Origin of the sequence: Agrococcus versicolor, from assembly GCF_039531815.1 — a bacterium.
GTDB classification, from domain to species: Bacteria; Actinomycetota; Actinomycetes; order Actinomycetales; family Microbacteriaceae; genus Agrococcus; species Agrococcus versicolor.
The window spans coordinates 1,003,127-1,023,476 of the sequence record NZ_BAAAQT010000005.1 but is presented as its reverse complement, the minus strand read 5'-3'; the positions used below and the strand labels follow the sequence as shown (position 1 = coordinate 1,023,476).

Below are 20,350 nucleotides of genomic sequence, written 5' to 3'. Positions count from 1 at the left end.
CCACCATGCACCTGCTCTCTCAGACCGCGAACGAGAACGCCCAGGCGGCGCCCATGTTCGACCCGCTGACGATCGGCATGCTGCTGATCCTCGCGGTGCTGATCTTCTTCATGTTCCGCAACAGCAAGAAGCGCAAGGCGCAGGCCGCGCAGCTGCAGGACAAGATGGTGCCCGGCGCGCAGGTCATGACGAACTTCGGCATGTTCGGCCTGCTCGTCGCGATCGACGAGGACACGAACGAGGCCCTCATCGAGGTCGCGCCCGGCACCACGCTGCGCGTCCACCGTCAGGTGCTCGCACGCGTCGTCGAGGACGAGACGCTCGACGAGACGATCGCCGACGACGCCGAGACCACCGGCGACGGCACCACCACCGAGCGCCCGTAGTGGCGCGGGCGCGGGCGCGCACCGGGCGCGCACTCATCTGGCTCGTCGTCATCGGCGCGGTCTTCGCAGCGCTCAACTGGGCGAGCATCGCGAACGGCGGCGGCTGGTCGCCGCGCCTCGCGCTCGACCTCGAGGGCGGCACGCAGGTCATCCTCACGCCGCAGCTGCAGGAGGGCCAGCAGGTCACCGACGAGCAGCTCGACCAGGCCGTGCAGATCATCCGCGACCGCGTCGACGCGTCCGGCGTCTCCGAGTCCGAGATCACGACGCAGGGCGGGCAGAACATCGTCGTCGCCATCCCCGGCGAGGTCGACGACGCGACGATGGATCGTCTCCAGTCGAGCGCCCGCATGGAGTTCCGCCCCGTCCTCACCGTCGCCGCCGCGCTGACGCCCGAGGAGATCGCCGCGAACCAGGCCGCGCAGGAGGCGACGCCTCCCGTCGACGACCCCGCCGCGCCCGAGCCGGCGGACGCCTCCGACCTCGCATGGATCACGCCGACGCTGCAGGCGTCGTACGACACCTTCGACTGCGCCGTGCTGCAGGATCCCGAGCGTGGCGAGCAGCCCCTCGACGAGCCGCTCGTCACGTGCAGCGAGGACGGCACCGCGCGCTACATCCTCGGACCCGTCGAGGTCGAGGGCTCCGACATCTCCGATGCGAGCGCCGGCCAGGCGACGACCTCGACCGGTGCGCCCACGGGCGAGTTCGAGGTCCGGCTGCAGTTCGACTCGGCCGGCAGCGACGCGTTCGAGGAGGTCACGAACCGCATCACGAGCCTCGAGAGCCCGCGCAACCAGTTCGGCGTCGTCCTCGACGGCGCGGTCATCATCGCGCCCGCGTCGAACGCCGTCATCACGAACGGCGAGGCGTCCATCACCGGCGGCTTCTCGCAGGAGACCGCGTCGTCGCTCGCCGACCAGCTGAAGTTCGGCTCGCTGCCGATCGGCTTCGAGGTGCAGTCGGAGGAGACGATCGCCGCGACGCTCGGCGAGAGCCAGCTGCAGGCCGGCATCATCGCCGGGCTCATCGGCCTCCTGCTCGTCATCGTGTACTCGGTGTTCCAGTACCGCGCGCTCGCGCTCGTCACGATCGCATCGCTCGCGATCGCAGGCGGGCTGACGTACCTCGTCATCACGTGGCTCTCGTCGGCGGAGGACTACCGTCTCTCGCTGGCAGGCGTCACGGGCCTCATCATCGCGATCGGCACGATCGCCGACTCGTTCATCGTCTACTTCGAGCGCGTGCGCGACGAGCTGCGCGACGGCCGAGCCATCACGAGCGCGGTCGAGGCCGGGTGGAAGCGCGCCTTCCGCACGATCCTCGCCTCCGACGCGATCAACTTCCTCGCGGCGATCGTGCTCTACCTCGTGGCGGTCGGCAACGTGCGCGGCTTCGCGTTCACGCTCGGCATCACGACGATCATCGACCTCATCGTGGTCGCGCTCTTCACCCACCCGATGCTGCAGCTGCTCACGCGCACGCGATTCTTCTCGAGCGGGCACCCGATGTCGGGTCTCGACCCTAACGCGCTCGGCGCCGTCTACCGCGGCCGCGCGAAGTTCCGCGACCCGGTGGCGGCAGGCCGCGGCGCGACGAGCTCCCGCGAGGCGCAGCGCCGTCAGTCGATCGCAGAGCGCAAGGCATCCGCCTCGACAGAGCAGGAGCGGTGATGGCATCCCTCACCCAGTTCGGCAATCGCCTCTACACGGGCGAGTCGTCCTTCCCGTTCATCCCGAGGCGTCGCACGTGGTTCCTCGTGGCGCTCGGCATCGTCGCCATCTGCATCCTCGGTCCGATCCTGCGCGGCGGGTTCGAGTTCGGCATCGAGTTCCGCGGCGGCAGCGAGTTCCGCGTCACGGGGGTCGAGCAGGTCGACGAGCAGGTGGCCGCGGACGCCGTGACGAGCGTGCTCGGCGCCCAGCAGGTGCCGAACGTCGCGCAGATCGGCCAGGACGGCCTGCGCGTGCAGACCGAGCAGCTCTCGGACTCCGACACCGTCGAGATCCGCGACGCCCTCGCGTCGGCGCTCGGCGTCGAGTCGAACGAGATCACCTCGTCGTTCGTCGGCCCGTCGTGGGGCCAGGACATCACGCGGCAGGCGCTCACGGGGCTCATCGTGTTCATCGTGCTCGTGGCGATCGTCATGGCGCTGTACTTCCGCACCTGGAAGATGTCGGTCGCCGCGCTGTCGTCGCTCGCCTTCGACCTCATCGTCACCGCGGGCATCTACGGCATCGTCGGCTTCGAGGTGACGCCGGCCGCCGTGATCGGCTTCCTCACGATCCTCGGCTACTCGCTGTACGACACCGTCGTGGTGTTCGACAAGGTGCGCGAGCAGACGGCGCCCGGCACGTCGGGCACCTACGCCGACAACATCAACCTCGCCGTGAACCAGACGCTCGTGCGGTCGATCAACACCTCGGTCATCGCAATCCTCCCGACGGCGTCGATCCTCTTCATCGGATCGTTCCTGCTCGGCGCGGGCACGCTGCGCGACATCTCGCTCGCGCTGCTCATCGGCACGCTCGTGGGCACGTGGTCGACGCTCTTCGTCGCCGCGCCGGTCTACGCGCAGCTGCGCATGGGCGAGGACATCGCCGAGGCGAGGGCCAAGCGCCCGTCCGAGCGCGGCGCGGTCGTCTGACGGTCGCTCGCGAGAGCAGGATGGACGCATGAGCGAGACGCAGACCACCGGCGCGTTCCGCACCCTGCTGCCCTTCCTGTTCTCGCGATCGAACCGCGCGGGGGCGATCGACGACCTCATCCGCACGGTCAAGGGCCACCACCCGAAGGCCGACACCGGCCTGATCCAACGCGCGTACATCGTCGCCGAGCGGGCGCACCAGGGCCAGTTCCGCAAGTCGGGCGAGCCGTACATCACGCATCCCGTCGCCGTGGCGCAGATCCTCGCGGACCTCGGCATCGGCCCGGTGACGATCGCGGCGGCGCTGCTGCACGACACCGTCGAGGACACCGAGTACACGCTCGACCAGTGCCGCGGCGACTTCGGCGACGAGGTCGCGATGCTCGTCGACGGCGTCACGAAGCTCGACCGTCTCCAGTACGGCGATGCCGCGCAGGCCGAGACGATGCGCAAGATGGTCGTCGCGATGGCGAAGGACATCCGCGTCCTCGTCATCAAGCTCGCCGACCGACTCCACAACGCGCGCACGTGGGGCTTCGTCTCGAGCGATTCGGCGCAGCGCAAGGCGCGCGAGACGATCGAGATCTACGCGCCGCTCGCGCATCGCCTCGGCATCCAGGCGATGAAGACCGAGCTCGAGGACCTCTCGTTCGCCGTGCTCAACCCCAAGGTGTACGTCGAGATCAAGAACCTCGTGGAGGGCCGCGCCCCCGAGCGCGACCGGTACATGGAGGAGGTCGTGCAGTCGCTCGTCGACGACCTGCGCGTCGCCCGCATCAAGGGCCGCGTGACGGGCAGGCCGAAGCAGTACTACTCGATCTACACGAAGATGCAGGTGCGGGGCCACGAGTTCTCCGACATCTACGACCTCGTCGGCGTGCGCGTCATCGTGCCGACGGTGCGCGACTGCTACGCGGTGCTGGGCCAGATCCATGCGCGCTGGAAGCCCATGCCGGGTCGCATGAAGGACTACATCGCGACGCCGAAGTTCAACCTGTACCAGTCGCTCCACACGACGGTCGTCGGGCCGGAGGGCCGGCACGTCGAGATCCAGATCCGCACGGAGGAGATGCACCGCCGCGCCGAGTACGGCGTCGCGGCGCACTGGAAGTACAAGCAGGGCGGCGGCCAGGCGGTCACGGGCGAGGACATGGCGTGGCTCGCCCACCTCAACGACTGGCAGGCCGACACGCAGGACCCGGGGGAGTTCCTCGACTCGCTGCGCTTCGAGATCGGTGCGAAGGAGGTCTACGTCTTCACGCCGAAGGGCAAGGTCGTGGGCCTGTCGAAGGGCGCGACGCCCGTCGACTTCGCCTACGCCGTGCACACCGAGGTCGGTCACCGCACGATGGGCTCGAAGGTCAACGGTCGCCTCGTGCCGCTCGACACCGGCCTGCAGACCGGCGACGTCGTCGAGGTCTTCACGTCGAAGAACCCCGATGCCGGCCCCAGCCAGGACTGGCTGTCGTTCGTGCAGAGCGCCAGGGCGCGCAACAAGATCCGCCAGTGGTTCACGCGCGAGCGCCGCGACGAGGCCATCGAGCAGGGCCGCGACGCCATCGCGAAGGCGATGCGCAGGCACAACCTTCCCCTGCAGCAGCTCATGAGCCGCGAGTCGTTCGTCGAGGTCGCCTCCGCCATGGGCTACGACGACGTCAACGGCCTCTACGCCGCCGTCGGCGAGGGCCACGTGTCGACGCAGTCTGTGCTCGAGAAGGTCGTCGCCGGGCTGCAGGGCTCGGTCGACGAGGACGAGTTCATCCCCGTGAGCCCCTCGCGCGGCGTGCCGACGCGCACGTCGTCGTCGGGGGTGCTCGTGCGCGGCGCCGCCGACATCCTCGTGAAGCTCTCGAAGTGCTGCACGCCGGTGCCCGGCGACGACATCGTCGGCTTCGTCACGCGCGGCCAGGGCGTGAGCGTGCATCAGCGCTCGTGCCCGAACGTGCAGGGCCTGCTCGCCGAGCCCGAGCGCATGATCGAGGTGTCGTGGGCCGACAACGTCAAGAGCGTCTTCCTCGTGCACATCCAGGTCGAGGCGCTCGACCGCTCGGGCTTGCTGTCGGACGTCACGCGCGTGCTCAGCGAGCACCACGTCAACATCCTCTCGGCGTCGGTGCAGACGGGCACCGACCGCCTGGCGATCAGCCGCTTCGTCTTCGAGATGGGCGACACGACGCATCTCGATCGCGTGCTGAACGCCGTGCGCCGCATCGACGGCGTCTACGACGTCTACCGCGTCACCGGCGGCTGAGCGCGGCCTGCGCCTGGAGCGCGGCGAGGCGCTCGAGCGACCTCGCGACGCTGCGGCGTCCGGAGACGCCGATCGCGCGCCGCACCGCCTCGACGTCATCGACGAGCAGGCGGATCGCGATGCGGGCGGCGTCGTCGTAGGGATCGTCGGCCAGCAGGTCGACGGCCGTGCGCAGGCGCGACGTCACGCGCACGCCGTCGACCTGCAGGCACGTGTCGAGCGCGACGCGGCGGATGAGCGCACGGCAGCCCGCCGGCACGTCGGCCCGGCGATGCCGCAGGGTCGCGACGTCGACGGTCGTCGGCAGCGCCGCGACGCCGTGCACCCACGCCGCGGCGAGCCCTGAGACGATGTGCGCGGGCCCGAGCGGCAGGCGCAGGGCGCGCACGCGGTCGGCGGGGGAGACGACGCGGTCGGCGTGCGTCGCCGACTCGGCGAGGTCGAAGAGGTCGCCGTCGAGGCGCATGGCGGAGCGTTCGGCGATGGAGAGCATGGCGGGCAGCATGCCCTGCCTCGACCACGAAGGAGGGCGCCGCCTCCACGGCTGTGGAGAGCGGCGCCCTGTGGATCGTGGTGCGTCAGCGCGCGGCTGCGACGACCGCGAGCCACTCGCGCTTCGTCGCGAGCTCGGCCTCGAGGCGCGTGACCGCTGCGGCGTCCTTCGACGCCTTCGCGGCCTCGAGCGATGCCTCGATCTGCTCGATCGACTCCTCGAGCTGCCCGGCGAGCCCCTCGGAGCGCGCCTTGCGCTCGGGGTTCGAGCTCGCCCAGTGGTCGTCGTCGAGCTTGCGGACGTGCGCCTCGATGCGGCGCATGCCGTCCTCGATCTCGCGCATCGCCTCGCGGGGCACGCGACCGATCTCGTCCCAGCGGCGCTGCAGGCCCGTGAGGGTCTCGCGCGCCTTGGCGCGGTCCTGCTCCTTGAGGAGCGGCTGCGCCTCCTCGAGGATCGCGCGCTTCGCGGCGAGGTTCTCGCCCTGCTCGCCGTCGACGACGGCGCTCGCCTCGGTCTTCGCCTGGAAGAGCACGTCGCCCGCGGCCTTGAAGTCGGCCCAGAGCGCGTCGTCGATCTTGCGGCCGGCGCGGCCGGCGGCCTTCCACTCGTCGAGCAGCGACCGGTACGCGGGGATGCCGTCGGCGCCCTGCGACGAGAGCGCCTGCGCGCGCTCGACGAGCGCCTGCTTGCGGGTGCGTGCGTCCTTGTGCTGCGAGTCGAGCTCGGAGAAGAACGCCCGGCGACCCTGCTCGACCGTCTGGCGGGCGTCGCGGAAGCGACGCCACAGCGTGTCGGCCGTCGACTTCGGGATCCGCGGGCCGTCCTTCTGCGCCGTCTGCCAGCGCTGGAAGAGTGCGTCGAGCTCGGCGCTCGCCTGCTTCCACTGCACCTGCTTCGGGTCGCGCGCCGCGAGCGCCTCCGCGGCGGCCACGATGGCCTCGCGATCGGCGACGGCCGCGAGCGACTCGCGCTCGGCCTCTGCCTTCTGCTCGGCGCTCAGCTCCTCGAGGCGCCCTGCGAGGGCGTCGAGGCGCGTCTGCAGCGCACCGAGGTCACCGACCGCATTCGCGCCGACCACCGACTCGCGCAGATGGCTCGCGGCCTTCTGCACGTCGGTCGCCGAGGCGCCGGCGCGCGACCGCTGCTCGAGCAGGCGCACCTGCCCCTCGAGGTCTGCGTACTTGCGCTGGAAGTATGCGAGCGCCTCTTCGGGGCTCGCGTCGGGGTACTGGCCGACCTCACGCCACTGCTCGCCCTCACGGACGGAGACGGTGCCATGCTCGTCGACGCGGCCCCACGGGTTCGCGTCCATGGCCCCAGGCTACTTCACGCGGAGCGACTCACTCGACGGTCGCGGCGTCGATCGTCACCGGGTTCAGCGGTGCGCCGTCCTGCGGGGCGGTGCCGGTGGCGGGATCCGGTGCCGTGCCCGCCGAGATGACGTCGGCCACGAGCTGGTCGAGCCCGCTCGTGACGGTGCCGACGACGGTGTAGCCGCCCGCCTCGTCGTTCGGGATCTCGGTGTCGCCGTAGACGATGAAGAACTGGTGGCCGTTCGAGTTCGCGGCGTCCTCGGGGGACAGGCCGCCGCCGGTGCCGCCGCGCGCCATCGCGATCGTGCCGGCCGGGTAGACCTGGTCGGCGGGCGCGTTCTCGATCGGGCCGTACTGGTAGGAGGGGTCGCCGGCGCCGGTGCCGTCGAGCGAGCCGCACTGCAGCACCTCGAAGCGCTCGGCGGTCGTGAGGCGGTGGCACGTCTTGCCCGCGTAGTAGCCGGTCTGGATGTCGTTGACGACGGCCGAGACGCCCTGCGGCGCCGCCGCGCCGTCGAGCTCGATGCCGAGCTCGACGCCGTTGATCGTGAGCGTGCCGGTCCAGTCGCGACCCTCGGCGAGCGAGGGATCGGGCACGGCCTCGCTCGCGGTGCCCTCCGTCGACGGCGACGGGGTCTCGGAGGCCGTGGGCTCCTCGGTCGCGGTCGAGTCGACGTACCACCACTGGCCGAGGCCGGCGAGCGTGCCGACGACGACGACCGCGGCGACCGCGATGACGTTGTCGCGACGCAGCCTGCGCTGCTTGCCCTCGTGCACCGTGCGGCGTGCGCGGTAGTCGCGGACGCGCCGCTGCTGCTCCTTGGTGCTCGTCACCGATGGTCTCCCGTCAAGATCGCTCGGATGAGCGTACCGGCTGCGCCTGTGCCGGTCCGTCGGGCGTCGGTGGCTCGCCGTACGATCGATGCATGGCGAACGCGGGGCTCGGATCGTCGACCGCGCCGCTCGCGGTCCGCATGCGGCCGCGCTCGCTCGACGAGGTGGTCGGGCAGACGCACCTGCTGCGGCAGGGCTCGCCGTTGCGCAGGCTCGCGACGCCCGGGGCGCGCAGCGGGCAGTCCGTCATCCTCTGGGGCCCGCCCGGCACGGGCAAGACGACGATCGCCCAGGCCATCGCCGCCTCGAGCGATCGCCGCTTCGTCGAGCTGAGCGCCGTGACCGCAGGCGTGAAGGACGTGCGCCAGGTCATGGAGGAGGCGCTGTCGACGCGCGACCTCTACGACACGCAGACCGTGCTCTTCCTCGACGAGATCCATCGGTTCACGAAGGCCCAGCAGGACGCGCTGCTGCCCGGCGTCGAGAACGGCTGGGTGCTGCTCATCGCGGCGACGACCGAGAACCCGTCCTTCAGCGTCATCAGCCCGCTGCTGTCGCGCTCGCTCCTGCTCACGCTCGAGCAGCTGCCCGACGACGACCTCGCCGGCCTCCTCGACCGCGCGGTCGCCGACCCGCGCGGCTTCGGCGGGGCGATCGCGCTCGACGACGCCGCGCGCGCCTCGATCGTGCGGCTCGCCTCGGGTGACGCGCGCCGTGCGCTCACGATCCTCGAGGCGGCGGGCTCGCACGTCCTGGCGGTGCCGCCCGCGCAGGACGACGAGGACGACGAGGACGAGGACGAGAAGGACGCCGACGAGTCGACCGCCGACGACGACGCCGAGGAGCCGCGGTCGCAGGCGACGCCGATCGTCACCGACGCGATCGTGGCCGAGAGCGTCGACGCGGCGCTGCTGCGCTACGACCGGCAGGGCGACGAGCACTACGACGTCATCAGCGCCTTCATCAAGTCGGTGCGGGGCTCCGACCCCGACGGCGCCCTCCACTGGCTGGCACGCATGATCGAGGCGGGGGAGGACGCGCGGTTCATCGGCAGGCGCCTCATCATCCTCGCCTCCGAGGACGTCGGGATGGCCGATCCCCAGGGCCTCGTCATCGCGACGGCTGCGGCGCAGGCCGTGCAGCTCATCGGCATGCCCGAGGGCCGCATCCCGCTCGCCGAGGCCACGGTCTACCTCGCGACGGCGCCGAAGTCGAACCGCTCGTACGCGGGGGTCAACGCTGCGATCGCCGACGTGCGCCGAGGCGCGTTCGGTCGCGTCCCGACGCACCTGCGCGACGCCCACTACCCGGGCGCCAAGCGCCTCGGGCACGGCAAGGGCTACCGGTACGCGCACGACGCCCCCGGCTCGGTCGCGACGCAGCAGTACCTGCCCGACGAGCTCGTGGGCACCGTGTACTACGAGCCGGGAGCACACGGGTACGAGCGCGAGGTCGGCGCGCGGCTCGAGCGCATCCGCGCCATCCTCCGCGGCGACTGACGCTCGGGGTCTTCGGCACTCCCGGGCGCCGGGCCGCCCGTCTGGTAGCCTGGACGACGGTCCACTCGGACCACCCATCCAGAAATCCTTGAGCCGTCCATCGCGACGGCTGGCCGCTCGCGCGGCTGCGATGCGAAGGAAGACACGCATGACCACCAGGACCAGCATCACGCGCAAGTCGCGTGCGCTCGGCATCGCCCTCAGCCCGAAGGCGGCCAAGTACCTCGAGAAGCGCCCGTACGGCCCCGGCCAGCACGGACGCACCAAGCGCAAGGCCGACAGCGACTACGCCGTCCGTCTGCGCGAGAAGCAGCGTCTGCGGGCCCAGTACGGCATCCGCGAGAAGCAGCTCCGCCTCACGTTCAACGAGGCCCGCCGCCAGGCCGGCCTGACGGGTGAGAACCTCGTCGAGCTGCTCGAGATGCGTCTCGACGCCCTCGTCGTCCGCGCCGGCTTCGCCCGCTCGACGGCGCAGGCCCGCCAGCTCGTCGTGCACCGCCACATCACCGTCGACGGCCAGCGCGTCGACCGTCCCTCGTTCCGCGTGAAGGAGGGCCAGGTCATCGGCGTCCACGAGCGCAGCGAGGGCATGGAGCCCTTCCAGGTCGCAGCCGCGGGCGGCCACGCCCAGGTGCTGCCGCCCGTGCCGCCGTACCTCGACGTCACGCTCGACCGCCTGCAGGCACGCCTCGTGCGTCGCCCCAAGCGCGCCGAGGTGCCCGTCGTGTGCGACGTGCAGCTCGTCGTCGAGTACTACGCCGCGCGCTGATCGCACGCAGCACGAGGGCCGTCCGGGACTCCCGGGCGGCCCTCGCTCGCGTTCGCGGCATCGCCGCTGGATAGAGTGGGAGTCCACTTCCATGAGGGGATCGCAATGAGGAGCATCGTCCTGGTCGCGCTGGGCGCCGCAGTCGGCGCGTACGCGGTGACGCGCATGCAGCGCACGCCCAAGGGCAGGGAGATGCTCGACGGCGCCGACGCGCGGGTGCGCGAGTTCACCGACGCCGTGCGCGACGGCTACGCCAGCCGCGACCGCGAGCTCCGCGGCGAGTAGCCCCGAGCCTCACACCGACCGACCGGCCCCACCAGCGAGGCCGCAGCGCCCGCATGGGCACCGAGAGACGCGAGCACGATGCAGACCGCCGAGATCCACGACCGCTTCCTGCGCTACTTCGAGCGGAGGGACCACACGATCGTCCCCTCGGCCTCGCTCGTGAGCGACGACCCGACGATCATGTTCACGATCGCGGGCATGGTGCCGTTCATCCCGTACCTCACCGGTCAGGAGCCCGCGCCGTACGCCCGCGCCGCCGACGTGCAGAAGTGCATCCGCACCAACGACATCGAGGAGGTCGGGCGCACGCCGCGGCACGGCACCTTCTTCCAGATGACGGGCAACTGGTCGTTCGGCGACTACTTCAAGCGCGGCGCGATCCAGTACGCGTGGGAGTTCCTCACCGGCCCCGAGGACGACGGCAACCTCGGCTTCTCGCCCGACGACCTCTGGGTCACGGTCTTCGAGACCGACGACGAGGCCGTCGCGCTCTGGAAGGAGATCGCGGGCCTGCCGGAGGAGCGCATCCAGCGCCTCGGTCGCGACACGAACTACTGGTCGACCGGCCAGCCCGGCCCCGCCGGCCCCTGCTCCGAGATCTTCTTCGACCGCGGTCCCGCGTACGGCATCGACGGCGGCCCGGCGACGGACGACGACCGCTACGTCGAGATCTGGAACCTCGTCTTCATGCAGGACCAGATCGCCGACGTGCGATCGAAGACCGAGTTCCGCATCGTCGGCGACCTGCCCGCGAGGAACATCGACACCGGCATGGGCCTCGAGCGCATCGCGTTCCTCAAGCAGGGCGTCGAGAACATGTACGAGATCGACCAGGTGCGCCCGGTGCTCGATCTCGCCTCCGAGCTCTCGGGTCGCGCGTACGGCGCCGACCACGAGGACGACGTCCGCATGCGCGTCGTCGCCGACCACGTGCGCTCGTCGCTCATGCTGCTCTCCGACGGCGTGACGCCGGGCAACGAGGGGCGCGGCTACATCCTGCGCCGGCTCATGCGCCGCGCGATCCGCGCCATGCGCCTGCTCGGGGTCCACGAGCCCACGTTCCCCACGCTCTTCGCAGCCTCGCGCGACGCGATGCAGTCGGCCTACCCCGAGCTCGCGACCGAGTGGTCGCGGCTGTCGCGCTTCGCGTTCGCCGAGGAGGAGACGTTCCTCAAGACGCTCGAGGCCGGCTCGACGGTCCTCGACGCAGCGCTCGAGACGACGAAGGGCGACGGTCGCGTGCAGCTCGCGGGCGACACCGCCTTCCTGCTGCACGACACGTACGGCTTCCCGATCGACCTCACGCTCGAGATCGCCGAGGAGCAGGGCCTCACGGTCGACCGCTCGGCGTTCGACCGGCTCATGGGCGAGCAGCGCTCGCGCGCGAAGGCGGATGCGAAGGCGAAGCGCGGCGCGCTCGCCGATCGCTCGGTCTACGGCGAGTTCCGTGCCGTCGGCGAGACGACCTTCCTCGGCTACGAGGAGCTCGAGGCCGACGGCCAGGTCGTCGGCATCCTCAAGGACGGCGCGAGCGTGCAGCGCGCCGCCGCGGGCGAGACCGTCGAGCTCATCCTCACGGCGACGGCGCTCTACGCCGAGTCCGGCGGCCAGGACTCCGACCAGGGCCGCCTCGTGGGCGATGCGTTCGAGGCCGACGTCGTCGACGTGCAGCGGCCGGTGCCGGGCCTCACGAGCCACACCGTCACGGTCGTGTCGGGCGAGGTGGGCGTGGGCGATCGCGCGCGCTCCATCGTCGACGCCGCGTACCGTCGTGGCGCGACGCAGGCGCACTCGGCGACGCACGTCATCCACGCCGCCCTGCGCCAGGTGCTCGGCCAGGACGCGCACCAGTCGGGCTCGTACAACAAGGCCGGCTACATGCGCCTCGACTTCTCGTGGTCGAACGCGCTGAGCGCCGAGACCCGCTCGGAGCTCGAGGAGATCGCCTCGAGCGCCATCGCCGACGACCTCGCGGTCGACACGCGCGTCATGTCCCTCGACGAGGCGCGCGCCGCCGGCGCCATGGCGCTCTTCGGCGAGAAGTACGGCGAGCGCGTGCGCATGGTCGACATCGGCGGGCCGTGGTCGCGCGAGCTGTGCGCGGGCACCCATGTCGCGTCCTCCGGCCAGATCGGGCTCATCGCCATCACGGGCGAGTCGAGCGTCGGCGCGACCAACCGCCGCGTCGAGGCGATCGTCGGGCAGGACGCCTTCCGCGAGCTCGCGGCCGAGCGTGCGCTCGTGCAGACGATCTCGCAGAGCCTCAGGACGCCGAGGGACCAGCTGCCCGCGCGCATCGAGGACCTCGTCGCCTCGCTGAAGGTCGCCGAGCGCAAGGTCGCCGAGTTCGAGTCGCAGCGCCTCGCGCTGCGCGTGCCCGAGCTCGCCCAGGGGGCGTCGCGCGAGGGCCGCTCGCGGCTCGTCGCGGCGGACCTCGGCACCCTGGCGTCCGCCGACGACGTGCGATCGCTCGTCATGCAGGTGCGCGAGCGCCTCGGCGCCGACGCCGCGACGGTCGCGCTCGGTGCGACGGTCTCCGGCAAGCCCGTCGTCGTCGTGGCGACGAACCAGGCGGCGCGCGACGCCGGCGTGCAGGCGGGTGCGCTCGCGAAGACCGCCGCGGGCGTCCTCGGCGGCGGGGGCGGCGGCAAGCCCGACCTCGCGCAGGGCGGTGGCACCGACGCGACGCGCATGCCGGATGCCCTGCGGGCGATCGTGGAGGGCCTGGCCTGATGCGTCCGGGCGTCCGCCTCGGCGTCGACGTGGGCAGGGTCCGCGTCGGCGTCGCGCGGTCGGACCGCGACGGCCTGCTCGCGACGCCGGTCGAGACCATCCAGCGTGACGGTCTCGACGGGCTCGTGGCACGTGTGCGCGAGCTCGCGACCGAGGTCGACGCCGTCGAGCTCGTCGTCGGCCTGCCGCTGTCGCTCTCGGGAGGCGACACCGCGAGCACGCAGGACGCCCGCGACGTCGCGGCCGCCCTCGCGGCGGTCGCGCCGGTCCGTCTCGTCGACGAGCGGCTCTCGACCGTGACGGCGCAGGCCGGCATGCGGCTCGCCGGCCGCTCGACGCGCAGGCAGAAGGGCGTGATCGACCAGGCCGCGGCCGTCGTCATCCTGCAGCACGCGCTCGACGCGGAGCGCGGCGGGCGCCTTCCGGGCATGATGGTGGATCACGAGGAGGGCTGATGGGACGTCGGGGGAGACCGCCGGGAGGGCCTGAGGGCCAGGAGCCGGAGCCGTACGACGGCGTCGCGGACGAGGCGGCCGCGCGCACGCCCGAGCCCGCCGAGCCGCCATCCCGGGCACCCGGGAGCGACCAGGGCGCCCAGCCGTCGTTCGAGGAGATCTTCGGCGCTCCGACGCCGACCGCCGCGACGCCCGCAGCCCCGGCCCCGAGCCGGAACGGCGGCAGGCCCGCGAGCGGCGACGAGCAGGCGACGCCCGCTCACGAGGCCGCGGCCTCGCCCGTCGACGCCCTCGCCGACGCGGTCGGCGCATCGCCGTCGCAGACGCCCTGGGCGACCGCGACGTCGGCGTCGGCGCCCGCGACGGCGCAGCCGACGACGAAGCGCGAGCGAGCCCCCCGGGAGCCCGCGGCCGCGAAGGCCGCCGGCGGGCGTCGTCGCGGCGTCCGCGGCGGCATCGTCATCATCGTCGTCATCGTCGCGATCCTCGTCGGCGTCGTGGGCGGCGGCTGGGCGCTCCTCGGACCGGCGATCATGGACCGCTTCTCGGAGCCAGAGGACTTCCAGGGCGCCGGCTCGGGCGAGACCGTCGTGCGCATCGAGCCCGGATGGACGGGCGCGCAGGTCGCGACGATGCTCGAGGAGGAGGGCGTCATCGCCGACCAGGAGGCGTTCTACGAGCTCCTCGTCGCCGACGACAGCATCGGCTTCCAGCCCGGCTCCTACTCGCTCGCGCTCGAGATGTCGGCGCAGTCGGCGCTCGACGCGCTGCAGGACCCCGCCAACCTCCTCGTCCTGCAGATCACGATCCCCGAGGGCTTCGTCGTGCAGCAGGTGTACGCGCGCCTCGCCGAGCAGTCCGGCCTGCCCGAGTCCGACTTCGTGCAGGCCGCGAGCGACGCGAGCGCGTACGGCGTGCCGGGCTCGACGCTCGAGGGCTGGCTCTTCCCCGCGACGTACACGTTCGAGGACGGCGCGACGGCGCAGCAGATGCTGCAGGCGATGGTCGATCGCATGGAGCAGGCCCTGACCGACCGCGGCGTGCCCCAGGAGCGGTGGCAGGACGTCGTCACGTTCGCATCGCTCGTGGAGCGCGAGGGCGGGCCGGTGGAGAACTTCCCGCAGGTCGCCCGCGTCTTCCAGAACCGCCTCGACATCGGCATGCTGCTGCAGTCGGACGCGACGGTGCACTACGGCATCGGCGACTTCGGCGTCATCACGACGACCGACGAGGAGCGCGCCGACGCCAACAACCCGTACAACACGTACGTCTACACGGGCCTGCCGGAGGGCCCGATCGGCGCACCCGGCGACGCGGCGATCGATGCGGCGCTGTCGCCGGCCGAGGGCGACTGGCTCTACTTCGTCACCATCGACCCGTCGACCGGTGAGACGGTCTTCTCCGAGACCCTCGCCGAGCACAACCAGGCCGTGCTGCTGTTCCAGGCATGGCTGCGCGACAACCCGGAGTACGGGAGTTGAGGCTCGCGGTGCTCGGCGACCCCGTCGAGCACTCGCGGTCGCCGCGCATCCATGCCGCCGCCTACGCGGTGCTCGGGCTCGACTGGACGTACGAGCGCGTCCGGATGACGCCCGACGCCCTGCCCGCGCATCTCGGCGGGCTCGGCGACGAGTGGCGGGGGCTGTCGGTGACGGCGCCGCTCAAGGAGGCCGCGGCCGCCTGGGCGCGCGATCGAGACCCGCTCGTCGAGCGCACGGGCGCGGCGAACACGCTGCGCCCCGACCTCCGCGCCGCGTGGAACACCGACGTCGCCGGCATCGTCGACGCGTTCGCGGCCGAGGGGATCGACGGCGTCGGCCGCGCGGCGATCGTCGGGGGCGGCGCGACGGCGGCCTCCGCCCTCTGCGCGCTCGCGGCGATGGGCGCCGACCGCGTCGACGTCTGGCTGCGCACGCCCGCCAAGGGCGCCCGGCTCGTCGCGATCGGGGGAGGGCTCGGGGTCGACGTGCGGCTCGTCGGCCCGGACGCCGCGCCGCTCGCCGGCGAGGTCGTGGTGAGCACGCTGCCCGCGGCCGCAGGCGTCGCGCCGGGACTCGTGGGCCCTCGTGCGATCCTCGACGCCGACTACGCCTCCGGTGCCAGCCGCTACGCGGGCGTCGCCCCGCTCGTCCCCGGGCTGGCGATGCTGCTGCACCAGGCGCTGCGGCAGGTGCGGATCTTCGTCGCGGGCGACCCCGGGTCGACGCTGCCGCACGAGGCCGACGTCTGGGCGGCCATGGTGGCCGCGGCCTGACGCGCCGCGTGCGCGGCGGCACCCGCGCGGGATGGGAGGATGGATCCCATGCTTCGATGGCTGACCGCAGGCGAGAGCCATGGCCCCGAGCTCCTCGCGATCCTCGAGGGCCTCCCCGCCGACGTCCCCGTGACCGCCGAGGCGATCCAGGCCGACCTCCAGCGCCGCAAGCTCGGCGCCGGTCGCGGCGCGAGGATGAAGTTCGAGCAGGACGCGCTCTCGATCTCCGGCGGCGTGCGCCACGGCCGCTCGATGGGCTCGCCCGTCGCGCTGCGCATCGGCAACACCGAGTGGCCCAAGTGGACCGAGGTCATGAGCCCGGCGCCGCTCGACGAGGCGCCCTCCGGCGCTCGCGCCGCCGCGCTGACGCGCCCCCGACCCGGCCACGCCGACCTCGTCGGCATGCAGAAGTACGGCTTCGACGAGGCCCGCCCCGTGCTCGAGCGCGCGAGCGCTCGCGAGACGGCGGCCCGCGTGGCGCTCGGCGCGGTCGCGAAGGCGTTCCTCGGCGAGCTCGGCGTGCGGCTCGTGAGCCACACCCTCGCGATCGGTCCGGTGCGCGTGCCCGATGGCGCGCCCATCCCCGGTCCGGACGACGTCGACGCGCTCGACGCCGATCCGCTGCGCTGCCACGACCCCGCGACGAGCGCGCGGATGCTCGCCGAGGTCGAGGACGCGAAGTCGTCCGGCGACACCCTCGGCGGCGTCGTCGAGGTCTGCGCCTACGGCCTGCCGCCCGGGCTCGGATCGTACGTGCACTGGGATCGCAGGCTCGACGCCCGCCTCGCAGGAGCGCTCATGGGCATCCAGGCCATCAAGGGCGTCGAGGTCGGCGACGGCTTCGAGACCACGCGGCGCCGCGGCAGCGTCGCGCACGACGAGCTCGTGCCCGGCGCCGACGGCATCGAGCGCGTCACCGACCGGGCGGGCGGCACCGAGGGGGGCATGTCGACGGGCACCGTCCTGCGCGTGCGCGCCGGCATGAAGCCCATCGCGACCGTGCCGCGCGCGCTGCGCACGATCGACACGACGACGGGCGAGGTCGCCGCGGCGCACCACCAGCGCAGCGACGTCTGCGCCGTGCCCGCCTCGGGCGTCGTCGCGGAGGCGATGGTCGCGCTCGTGCTCGCCGACGCGATGCTCGAGAAGCTCGGCGGCGACTCGGTCGCGGAGGTCCGCCGCAACCTCGACGCCTACCTGGCCGCGATCCCCGAGACGCTGGCCACGTCCGCGTGAGACCCGTCGCGCTCATCGGGCCGATGGCGGCGGGCAAGTCGAGCGTCGGCCGCAAGCTCGCGAGCCGCATGGGTGCGACGTTCGTGGACACCGACCGCGAGATCGTCCGCGAGCACGGGCCGATCGCCGACCTCTTCGCCGAGCAGGGCGAGCCCGCCTTCCGCGCCATCGAGGAGGACGTCGTCGCGGCGTCGCTCGTCGACGGCGCCGTCGTGTCGCTCGGCGGGGGAGCGCCGCTCGCCGCGGGCACGCAGGAGCGCCTCGCCGCGGCGCGCGTCGTCCTGCTCATGATCGACGACCGGCAGGCGGAGCGCCGCATCGCCGGCTCGAGCCGACCCCTGCTCGCCGACGGCGGGATCGACGCGTGGCGTCGCATCCTCGCCGAGCGCGAGCCCACGTACCGCGCGCTGGCCGACCTCGAGGTCGACGCCTCGCGCCGCCGCATGAGCGACATCGTCGCCGACATCGCCACCTGGCTGGAGGAGCACCCGTGACCACCACGATCCCCGTGAGCACCGACCGCCCGTACGACGTCGTCGTCGGCCGCGACATCCTCGTCGAGCAGCTGACCGAGGCGCTCGCCGGGGCCGCGCAGGTGCTCGTCGTGCATCAGCCGGCCATGGCGCGGCAGGCCGACGCGATCAAGACCGCGATCGGCGACCACGTCCTGCTCGCCGAGGTGCCGGACGCCGAGGCTGCCAAGCGCATCGAGGTCGCGCAGTTCCTCTGGCAGATCATGGGGCAGGCCGACTTCACGCGCAGCGACATGGTCGTCGGGCTCGGCGGCGGGGCCGTCACCGACCTCGCGGGCTTCGTCGCGGCGACGTGGCTGCGCGGCGTCGGCGTCGTGCTCGCGCCCTCGAGCGTGCTCGGCATGGTCGACGCTGCCGTCGGCGGCAAGACCGGCATCAACACCGAGCAGGGCAAGAACCTCGTCGGCGCCTTCCACCACCCCGCCCGCGTCGTCTGCGACCTCGCGCTGCTCGACACCCTGCCCCGCAACGAGCTGCTCACGGGCTTCGCCGAGATCGTGAAGGCCGGCTTCATCGCCGACCCCGAGATCCTCCGCCTGCTCGAGGAGCACCTCGACGCCACGACCGACCCCGCGACGCCCGAGTTCGCCGACGCGATCGCCCGCGCCATCCGCGTGAAGGCCGACGTCGTCGCGCAGGACTTCACCGAGCAGGGGCTGCGCGAGATCCTCAACTACGGCCACACCCTCGCCCACGCCATCGAGCACACCGAGCGCTACCGCTGGCGGCATGGCGCCGCCGTCGCCATCGGCCTCATGTACGCCGCCGAGCTCGGACGGCTCGCGGGCAGGCTTCCCGAGTCGGTCGTCGACCGCCACCGCGCGATCCTCGAGTCGCTCGAGCTGCCGACGTCGTACCCGATCGGGCGCTGGCAGACGCTCCTCGCGACGATGCGGCGCGACAAGAAGTCGCGCGGCTCCATGCTGCGCTTCATCGTGCTCGACGACGTCGCGCGCCCGCGCGTGCTCGAGGGGCCCGACGACTCCATGCTGTTCACCGCGTACCAGTCGCTGGCCGACTGAGCCGCGCCCTAGGCTTCGACGCATGCGCATCCTCGTGCTCAACGGCCCCAACCTCGGCAGGCTCGGATCCCGCGAGCCCGAGGTCTACGGGTCGGCGGGCCTCGACGAGGTCGAGCGCGTCGTCGCCGCCACCGGCGTCGAGGTCGACCTGCGGCAGACCGACGACGAGGCCGAGCTCGTGCGCTGGATCCACGAGGCGGTCGACACGAGCACGCCCGTCGTCCTGAACCCCGCGGCGTTCACGCACTACTCCTACGCGCTGCGCGACGCGTGCGCGCTCGTGACCGGCGCGGGCATCCCGCTCGTCGAGGTGCACATCACGAACCCGCACGCGCGCGAGGCCTTCCGGCACACGTCGACGATCTCGGCGGTCGCGACGGGGGTCGTGGCGGGCTTCGGCATCGACGGCTACCGGCTCGCCGCCCTCGCGATCCTCGCCCGCTGACGCCCGGGCGCCCGGGCACGTCGGACGGCGTCGGATAGGATTCCTCTTCGGCCCCCGCATCGGGGCCGAGCAGGCTTTCGACGAGGGACTCATGGCGACGACGAACGACATCAAGAACGGCGCGGTGCTCAGCATCGACGGGCAGCTCTGGAGCGTGATCGAGTTCCAGCACGTCAAGCCGGGCAAGGGCGGCGCCTTCGTGCGCACGAAGCTGCGCAACGTGCGCAGCCTCAAGGTCGTCGACAAGACGTTCAACGCCGGCACCAAGATGGACTTCGCGACGGTCGACCGCCGCGACTACCAGTTCCTCTACAACGACGGCACCGACTACGTGTTCATGGACAACGACACGTACGACCAGTTCCAGGTCAGCCCGGAGATCGTCGGCGACGCCGCGAAGTTCCTCCTCGACGGCGCCACGGCGCAGATCACGATGCACGAGAACGAGGCGCTCCAGGTCGAGCTGCCCGGCTCCGTCGTGCTCGAGATCACCTACACCGAGCCCGGCCTCCAGGGCGACCGCTCGAGCGCGGGCACGAAGCCGGCCACGGTCGAGACCGGCGCCGAGATCCAGGTGCCGCTGTTCGTCGAGCAGGGCACGCGCGTCAAGATCAACACGGCGGACGGCTCGTACCTCGGCCGCGTCACCGACTGACGTGGCGCAGCAGGTCTACCCCTCGCGTCGCAAGGCCAGGAAGCACGCCGTCGAGGTCGGCTACAGCGCCATCGTGCGCGACGGCGACGCCATCGAGCTCCTGCGCGTGACGACGCTCGACCAGGGATGGTCGAAGCACCCGTGGTTCGCCTACTGCGAGGAGCTCGTCACGGGCGTCGTGCATCACGTCGACGAGCTCGACGAGCTCATCGAGCAGTCGAGCGAGCACTGGTCGATCGACCGCATGGCGCGCATCGACCTCGCGATCCTGCGCGTGGCGGCGTGGGAGCTCGCGCACAACCGGGCCGTGCCGCAGGAGGTCGCGATCTCGGAGGCCGTGCACCTCGCCGGCGAGCTGTCGACCGAGCGCTCCGGCCCGTTCGTCAACGGCGTCCTCGCGACGATCGCCGGTCAGGTCGGCTGAGCGCCGAGATCGGCGGGCGCCGGAGTCGACGATGCGGGCCGTCGCGGGCCGCTCGCCGCGCCGGGTTCGCTAGGCTGGGGGCACCGACAACCTTTCGAGCCGTCCTGCGAGAC

The 20,350-nt window shown here is 72.3% G+C and carries 20 protein-coding genes; 17 read left to right on the top strand and 3 right to left on the bottom strand.

The features are described 5' to 3' along the window. The first annotated feature begins 5 nt into the window (after window positions 1-5). The 4 genes from ABD249_RS07815 to ABD249_RS07800 are packed head-to-tail and all read left to right on the top strand — an operon-like array spanning window position 6 to window position 5,284. Window positions 6-386 carry a preprotein translocase subunit YajC gene (locus ABD249_RS07815; RefSeq protein WP_344342367.1) on the top strand — a complete coding sequence of 127 codons (381 nt, stop codon included), beginning with the start codon at window positions 6-8 and terminating at the stop codon, window positions 384-386. Continuing rightward, entirely contained in the window at window positions 386-2,059 is a 1,674-nt protein-coding gene (secD, locus tag ABD249_RS07810) for a protein translocase subunit SecD (protein WP_344342365.1), read from the top strand. Before ABD249_RS07815 ends, secD begins: the two co-directional genes overlap by 1 nt. Next, window positions 2,059-3,033, top strand: coding sequence for a protein translocase subunit SecF (gene secF, locus ABD249_RS07805; protein ID WP_344342363.1), 975 nt, complete (start codon window positions 2,059-2,061; stop codon window positions 3,031-3,033). Before secD ends, secF begins: the two co-directional genes overlap by 1 nt. A gap of 28 nt (window positions 3,034-3,061) precedes the next feature. Next, a complete protein-coding gene (locus ABD249_RS07800) occupies window positions 3,062-5,284 on the top strand; it encodes a RelA/SpoT family protein (protein WP_344342361.1) in 2,223 nt (740 codons plus the stop codon). Here the strand turns inward: ABD249_RS07800 and ABD249_RS07795 are convergent. The 3 genes from ABD249_RS07795 to ABD249_RS07785 form a co-directional block, all read right to left on the bottom strand. Next, entirely contained in the window at window positions 5,271-5,777 is a 507-nt protein-coding gene (locus tag ABD249_RS07795) for a hypothetical protein (RefSeq protein ID WP_344342359.1), read from the bottom strand. The two genes, ABD249_RS07800 and ABD249_RS07795, sit on opposite strands and share 14 nt — an antisense overlap. Before the next feature lie 85 nt (window positions 5,778-5,862). After that, window positions 5,863-7,092: a DUF349 domain-containing protein gene (locus ABD249_RS07790; protein WP_344342357.1), complete on the bottom strand. Its 1,230-nt coding sequence runs from the start codon at window positions 7,090-7,092 to the stop codon at window positions 5,863-5,865. Window positions 7,093-7,120: 28 nt separating this feature from the next. Continuing rightward, complete coding sequence (locus ABD249_RS07785; protein ID WP_344342355.1) at window positions 7,121-7,927, bottom strand: peptidylprolyl isomerase; 807 nt, start codon at window positions 7,925-7,927, stop codon at window positions 7,121-7,123. 92 nt (window positions 7,928-8,019) lie between these two features. Here ABD249_RS07785 and ABD249_RS07780 point away from each other — a divergent pair, with 92 nt between their 5' ends. The 13 genes from ABD249_RS07780 (at window position 8,020) to nusB (ending at window position 20,237) form a co-directional block, all read left to right on the top strand. After that, on the top strand, window positions 8,020-9,426 hold the full coding sequence (locus tag ABD249_RS07780; RefSeq protein WP_344342353.1) for a replication-associated recombination protein A: 1,407 nt from the start codon (window positions 8,020-8,022) through the stop codon (window positions 9,424-9,426). A 148-nt stretch (window positions 9,427-9,574) separates the two neighbouring features. Continuing rightward, window positions 9,575-10,195, top strand: a complete 621-nt coding sequence (gene rpsD, locus ABD249_RS07775) for a 30S ribosomal protein S4 (RefSeq protein ID WP_344342350.1) — start codon at window positions 9,575-9,577, stop codon at window positions 10,193-10,195. 105 nt (window positions 10,196-10,300) lie between these two features. After that, window positions 10,301-10,480 carry a hypothetical protein gene (locus ABD249_RS07770; RefSeq protein WP_344342348.1) on the top strand — a complete coding sequence of 60 codons (180 nt, stop codon included), beginning with the start codon at window positions 10,301-10,303 and terminating at the stop codon, window positions 10,478-10,480. 78 nt (window positions 10,481-10,558) lie between these two features. Then, window positions 10,559-13,213, top strand: coding sequence for an alanine--tRNA ligase (gene alaS / locus ABD249_RS07765; protein WP_344342346.1), 2,655 nt, complete (start codon window positions 10,559-10,561; stop codon window positions 13,211-13,213). After that, window positions 13,213-13,668 carry a Holliday junction resolvase RuvX gene (ruvX, locus tag ABD249_RS07760; protein WP_344342344.1) on the top strand — a complete coding sequence of 152 codons (456 nt, stop codon included), beginning with the start codon at window positions 13,213-13,215 and terminating at the stop codon, window positions 13,666-13,668. The genes alaS and ruvX overlap by 1 nt, the downstream gene beginning before the upstream one ends. Further along, entirely contained in the window at window positions 13,668-15,149 is a 1,482-nt protein-coding gene (gene mltG / locus ABD249_RS07755; protein ID WP_344342342.1) for an endolytic transglycosylase MltG, read from the top strand. Before ruvX ends, mltG begins: the two co-directional genes overlap by 1 nt. Then, complete coding sequence (locus tag ABD249_RS07750) at window positions 15,116-15,922, top strand: shikimate dehydrogenase family protein (RefSeq protein ID WP_344342340.1); 807 nt, start codon at window positions 15,116-15,118, stop codon at window positions 15,920-15,922. Before mltG ends, ABD249_RS07750 begins: the two co-directional genes overlap by 34 nt. A 48-nt stretch (window positions 15,923-15,970) precedes the next feature. Further along, entirely contained in the window at window positions 15,971-17,158 is a 1,188-nt protein-coding gene (gene aroC, locus ABD249_RS07745; protein ID WP_344342338.1) for a chorismate synthase, read from the top strand. Further along, window positions 17,155-17,652, top strand: coding sequence for a shikimate kinase (locus ABD249_RS07740; protein ID WP_344342336.1), 498 nt, complete (start codon window positions 17,155-17,157; stop codon window positions 17,650-17,652). Before aroC ends, ABD249_RS07740 begins: the two co-directional genes overlap by 4 nt. Further along, window positions 17,649-18,713, top strand: a complete 1,065-nt coding sequence (gene aroB, locus ABD249_RS07735) for a 3-dehydroquinate synthase (RefSeq protein ID WP_344342334.1) — start codon at window positions 17,649-17,651, stop codon at window positions 18,711-18,713. The genes ABD249_RS07740 and aroB overlap by 4 nt, the downstream gene beginning before the upstream one ends. 22 nt (window positions 18,714-18,735) lie before the next feature. Then, window positions 18,736-19,158: a type II 3-dehydroquinate dehydratase gene (locus ABD249_RS07730; RefSeq protein WP_344342332.1), complete on the top strand. Its 423-nt coding sequence runs from the start codon at window positions 18,736-18,738 to the stop codon at window positions 19,156-19,158. Between the two features lie 91 nt (window positions 19,159-19,249). Next, a complete protein-coding gene (gene efp / locus ABD249_RS07725; protein WP_344342330.1) occupies window positions 19,250-19,813 on the top strand; it encodes an elongation factor P in 564 nt (187 codons plus the stop codon). Between the two features lies 1 nt (window position 19,814). Further along, the gene (gene nusB, locus ABD249_RS07720; RefSeq protein WP_344342328.1) at window positions 19,815-20,237 is read left to right on the top strand and encodes a transcription antitermination factor NusB; all 423 of its coding nucleotides are present in this window, start codon (window positions 19,815-19,817) and stop codon (window positions 20,235-20,237) included. The last annotated feature ends 113 nt before the right edge of the window (window positions 20,238-20,350 follow it).

Excerpts from the sequence above, each read along its gene's own strand:
- ABD249_RS07795 (WP_344342359.1), bottom strand. The coding sequence starts at position 5,777 with ATGCTCTCCATCGCCGAACGCTCCGCCATGCGCCTCGACGGCGACCTC.
- ABD249_RS07750 (WP_344342340.1), top strand. The coding sequence starts at position 15,116 with ATGGCTGCGCGACAACCCGGAGTACGGGAGTTGAGGCTCGCGGTGCTC.
- ABD249_RS07730 (WP_344342332.1), top strand. The coding sequence starts at position 18,736 with ATGCGCATCCTCGTGCTCAACGGCCCCAACCTCGGCAGGCTCGGATCC.
- aroC (WP_344342338.1), top strand. The coding sequence starts at position 15,971 with ATGCTTCGATGGCTGACCGCAGGCGAGAGCCATGGCCCCGAGCTCCTC.
- ABD249_RS07780 (WP_344342353.1), top strand. The coding sequence starts at position 8,020 with ATGGCGAACGCGGGGCTCGGATCGTCGACCGCGCCGCTCGCGGTCCGC.
- ABD249_RS07815 (WP_344342367.1), top strand. The coding sequence starts at position 6 with ATGCACCTGCTCTCTCAGACCGCGAACGAGAACGCCCAGGCGGCGCCC.
- rpsD (WP_344342350.1), top strand. The coding sequence starts at position 9,575 with ATGACCACCAGGACCAGCATCACGCGCAAGTCGCGTGCGCTCGGCATC.
- efp (WP_344342330.1), top strand. The coding sequence starts at position 19,250 with ATGGCGACGACGAACGACATCAAGAACGGCGCGGTGCTCAGCATCGAC.
- alaS (WP_344342346.1), top strand. The coding sequence starts at position 10,559 with ATGCAGACCGCCGAGATCCACGACCGCTTCCTGCGCTACTTCGAGCGG.
- ABD249_RS07790 (WP_344342357.1), bottom strand. The coding sequence starts at position 7,092 with ATGGACGCGAACCCGTGGGGCCGCGTCGACGAGCATGGCACCGTCTCC.
- ruvX (WP_344342344.1), top strand. The coding sequence starts at position 13,213 with ATGCGTCCGGGCGTCCGCCTCGGCGTCGACGTGGGCAGGGTCCGCGTC.
- ABD249_RS07800 (WP_344342361.1), top strand. The coding sequence starts at position 3,062 with ATGAGCGAGACGCAGACCACCGGCGCGTTCCGCACCCTGCTGCCCTTC.
- mltG (WP_344342342.1), top strand. The coding sequence starts at position 13,668 with ATGGGACGTCGGGGGAGACCGCCGGGAGGGCCTGAGGGCCAGGAGCCG.
- ABD249_RS07770 (WP_344342348.1), top strand. The coding sequence starts at position 10,301 with ATGAGGAGCATCGTCCTGGTCGCGCTGGGCGCCGCAGTCGGCGCGTAC.
- secF (WP_344342363.1), top strand. The coding sequence starts at position 2,059 with ATGGCATCCCTCACCCAGTTCGGCAATCGCCTCTACACGGGCGAGTCG.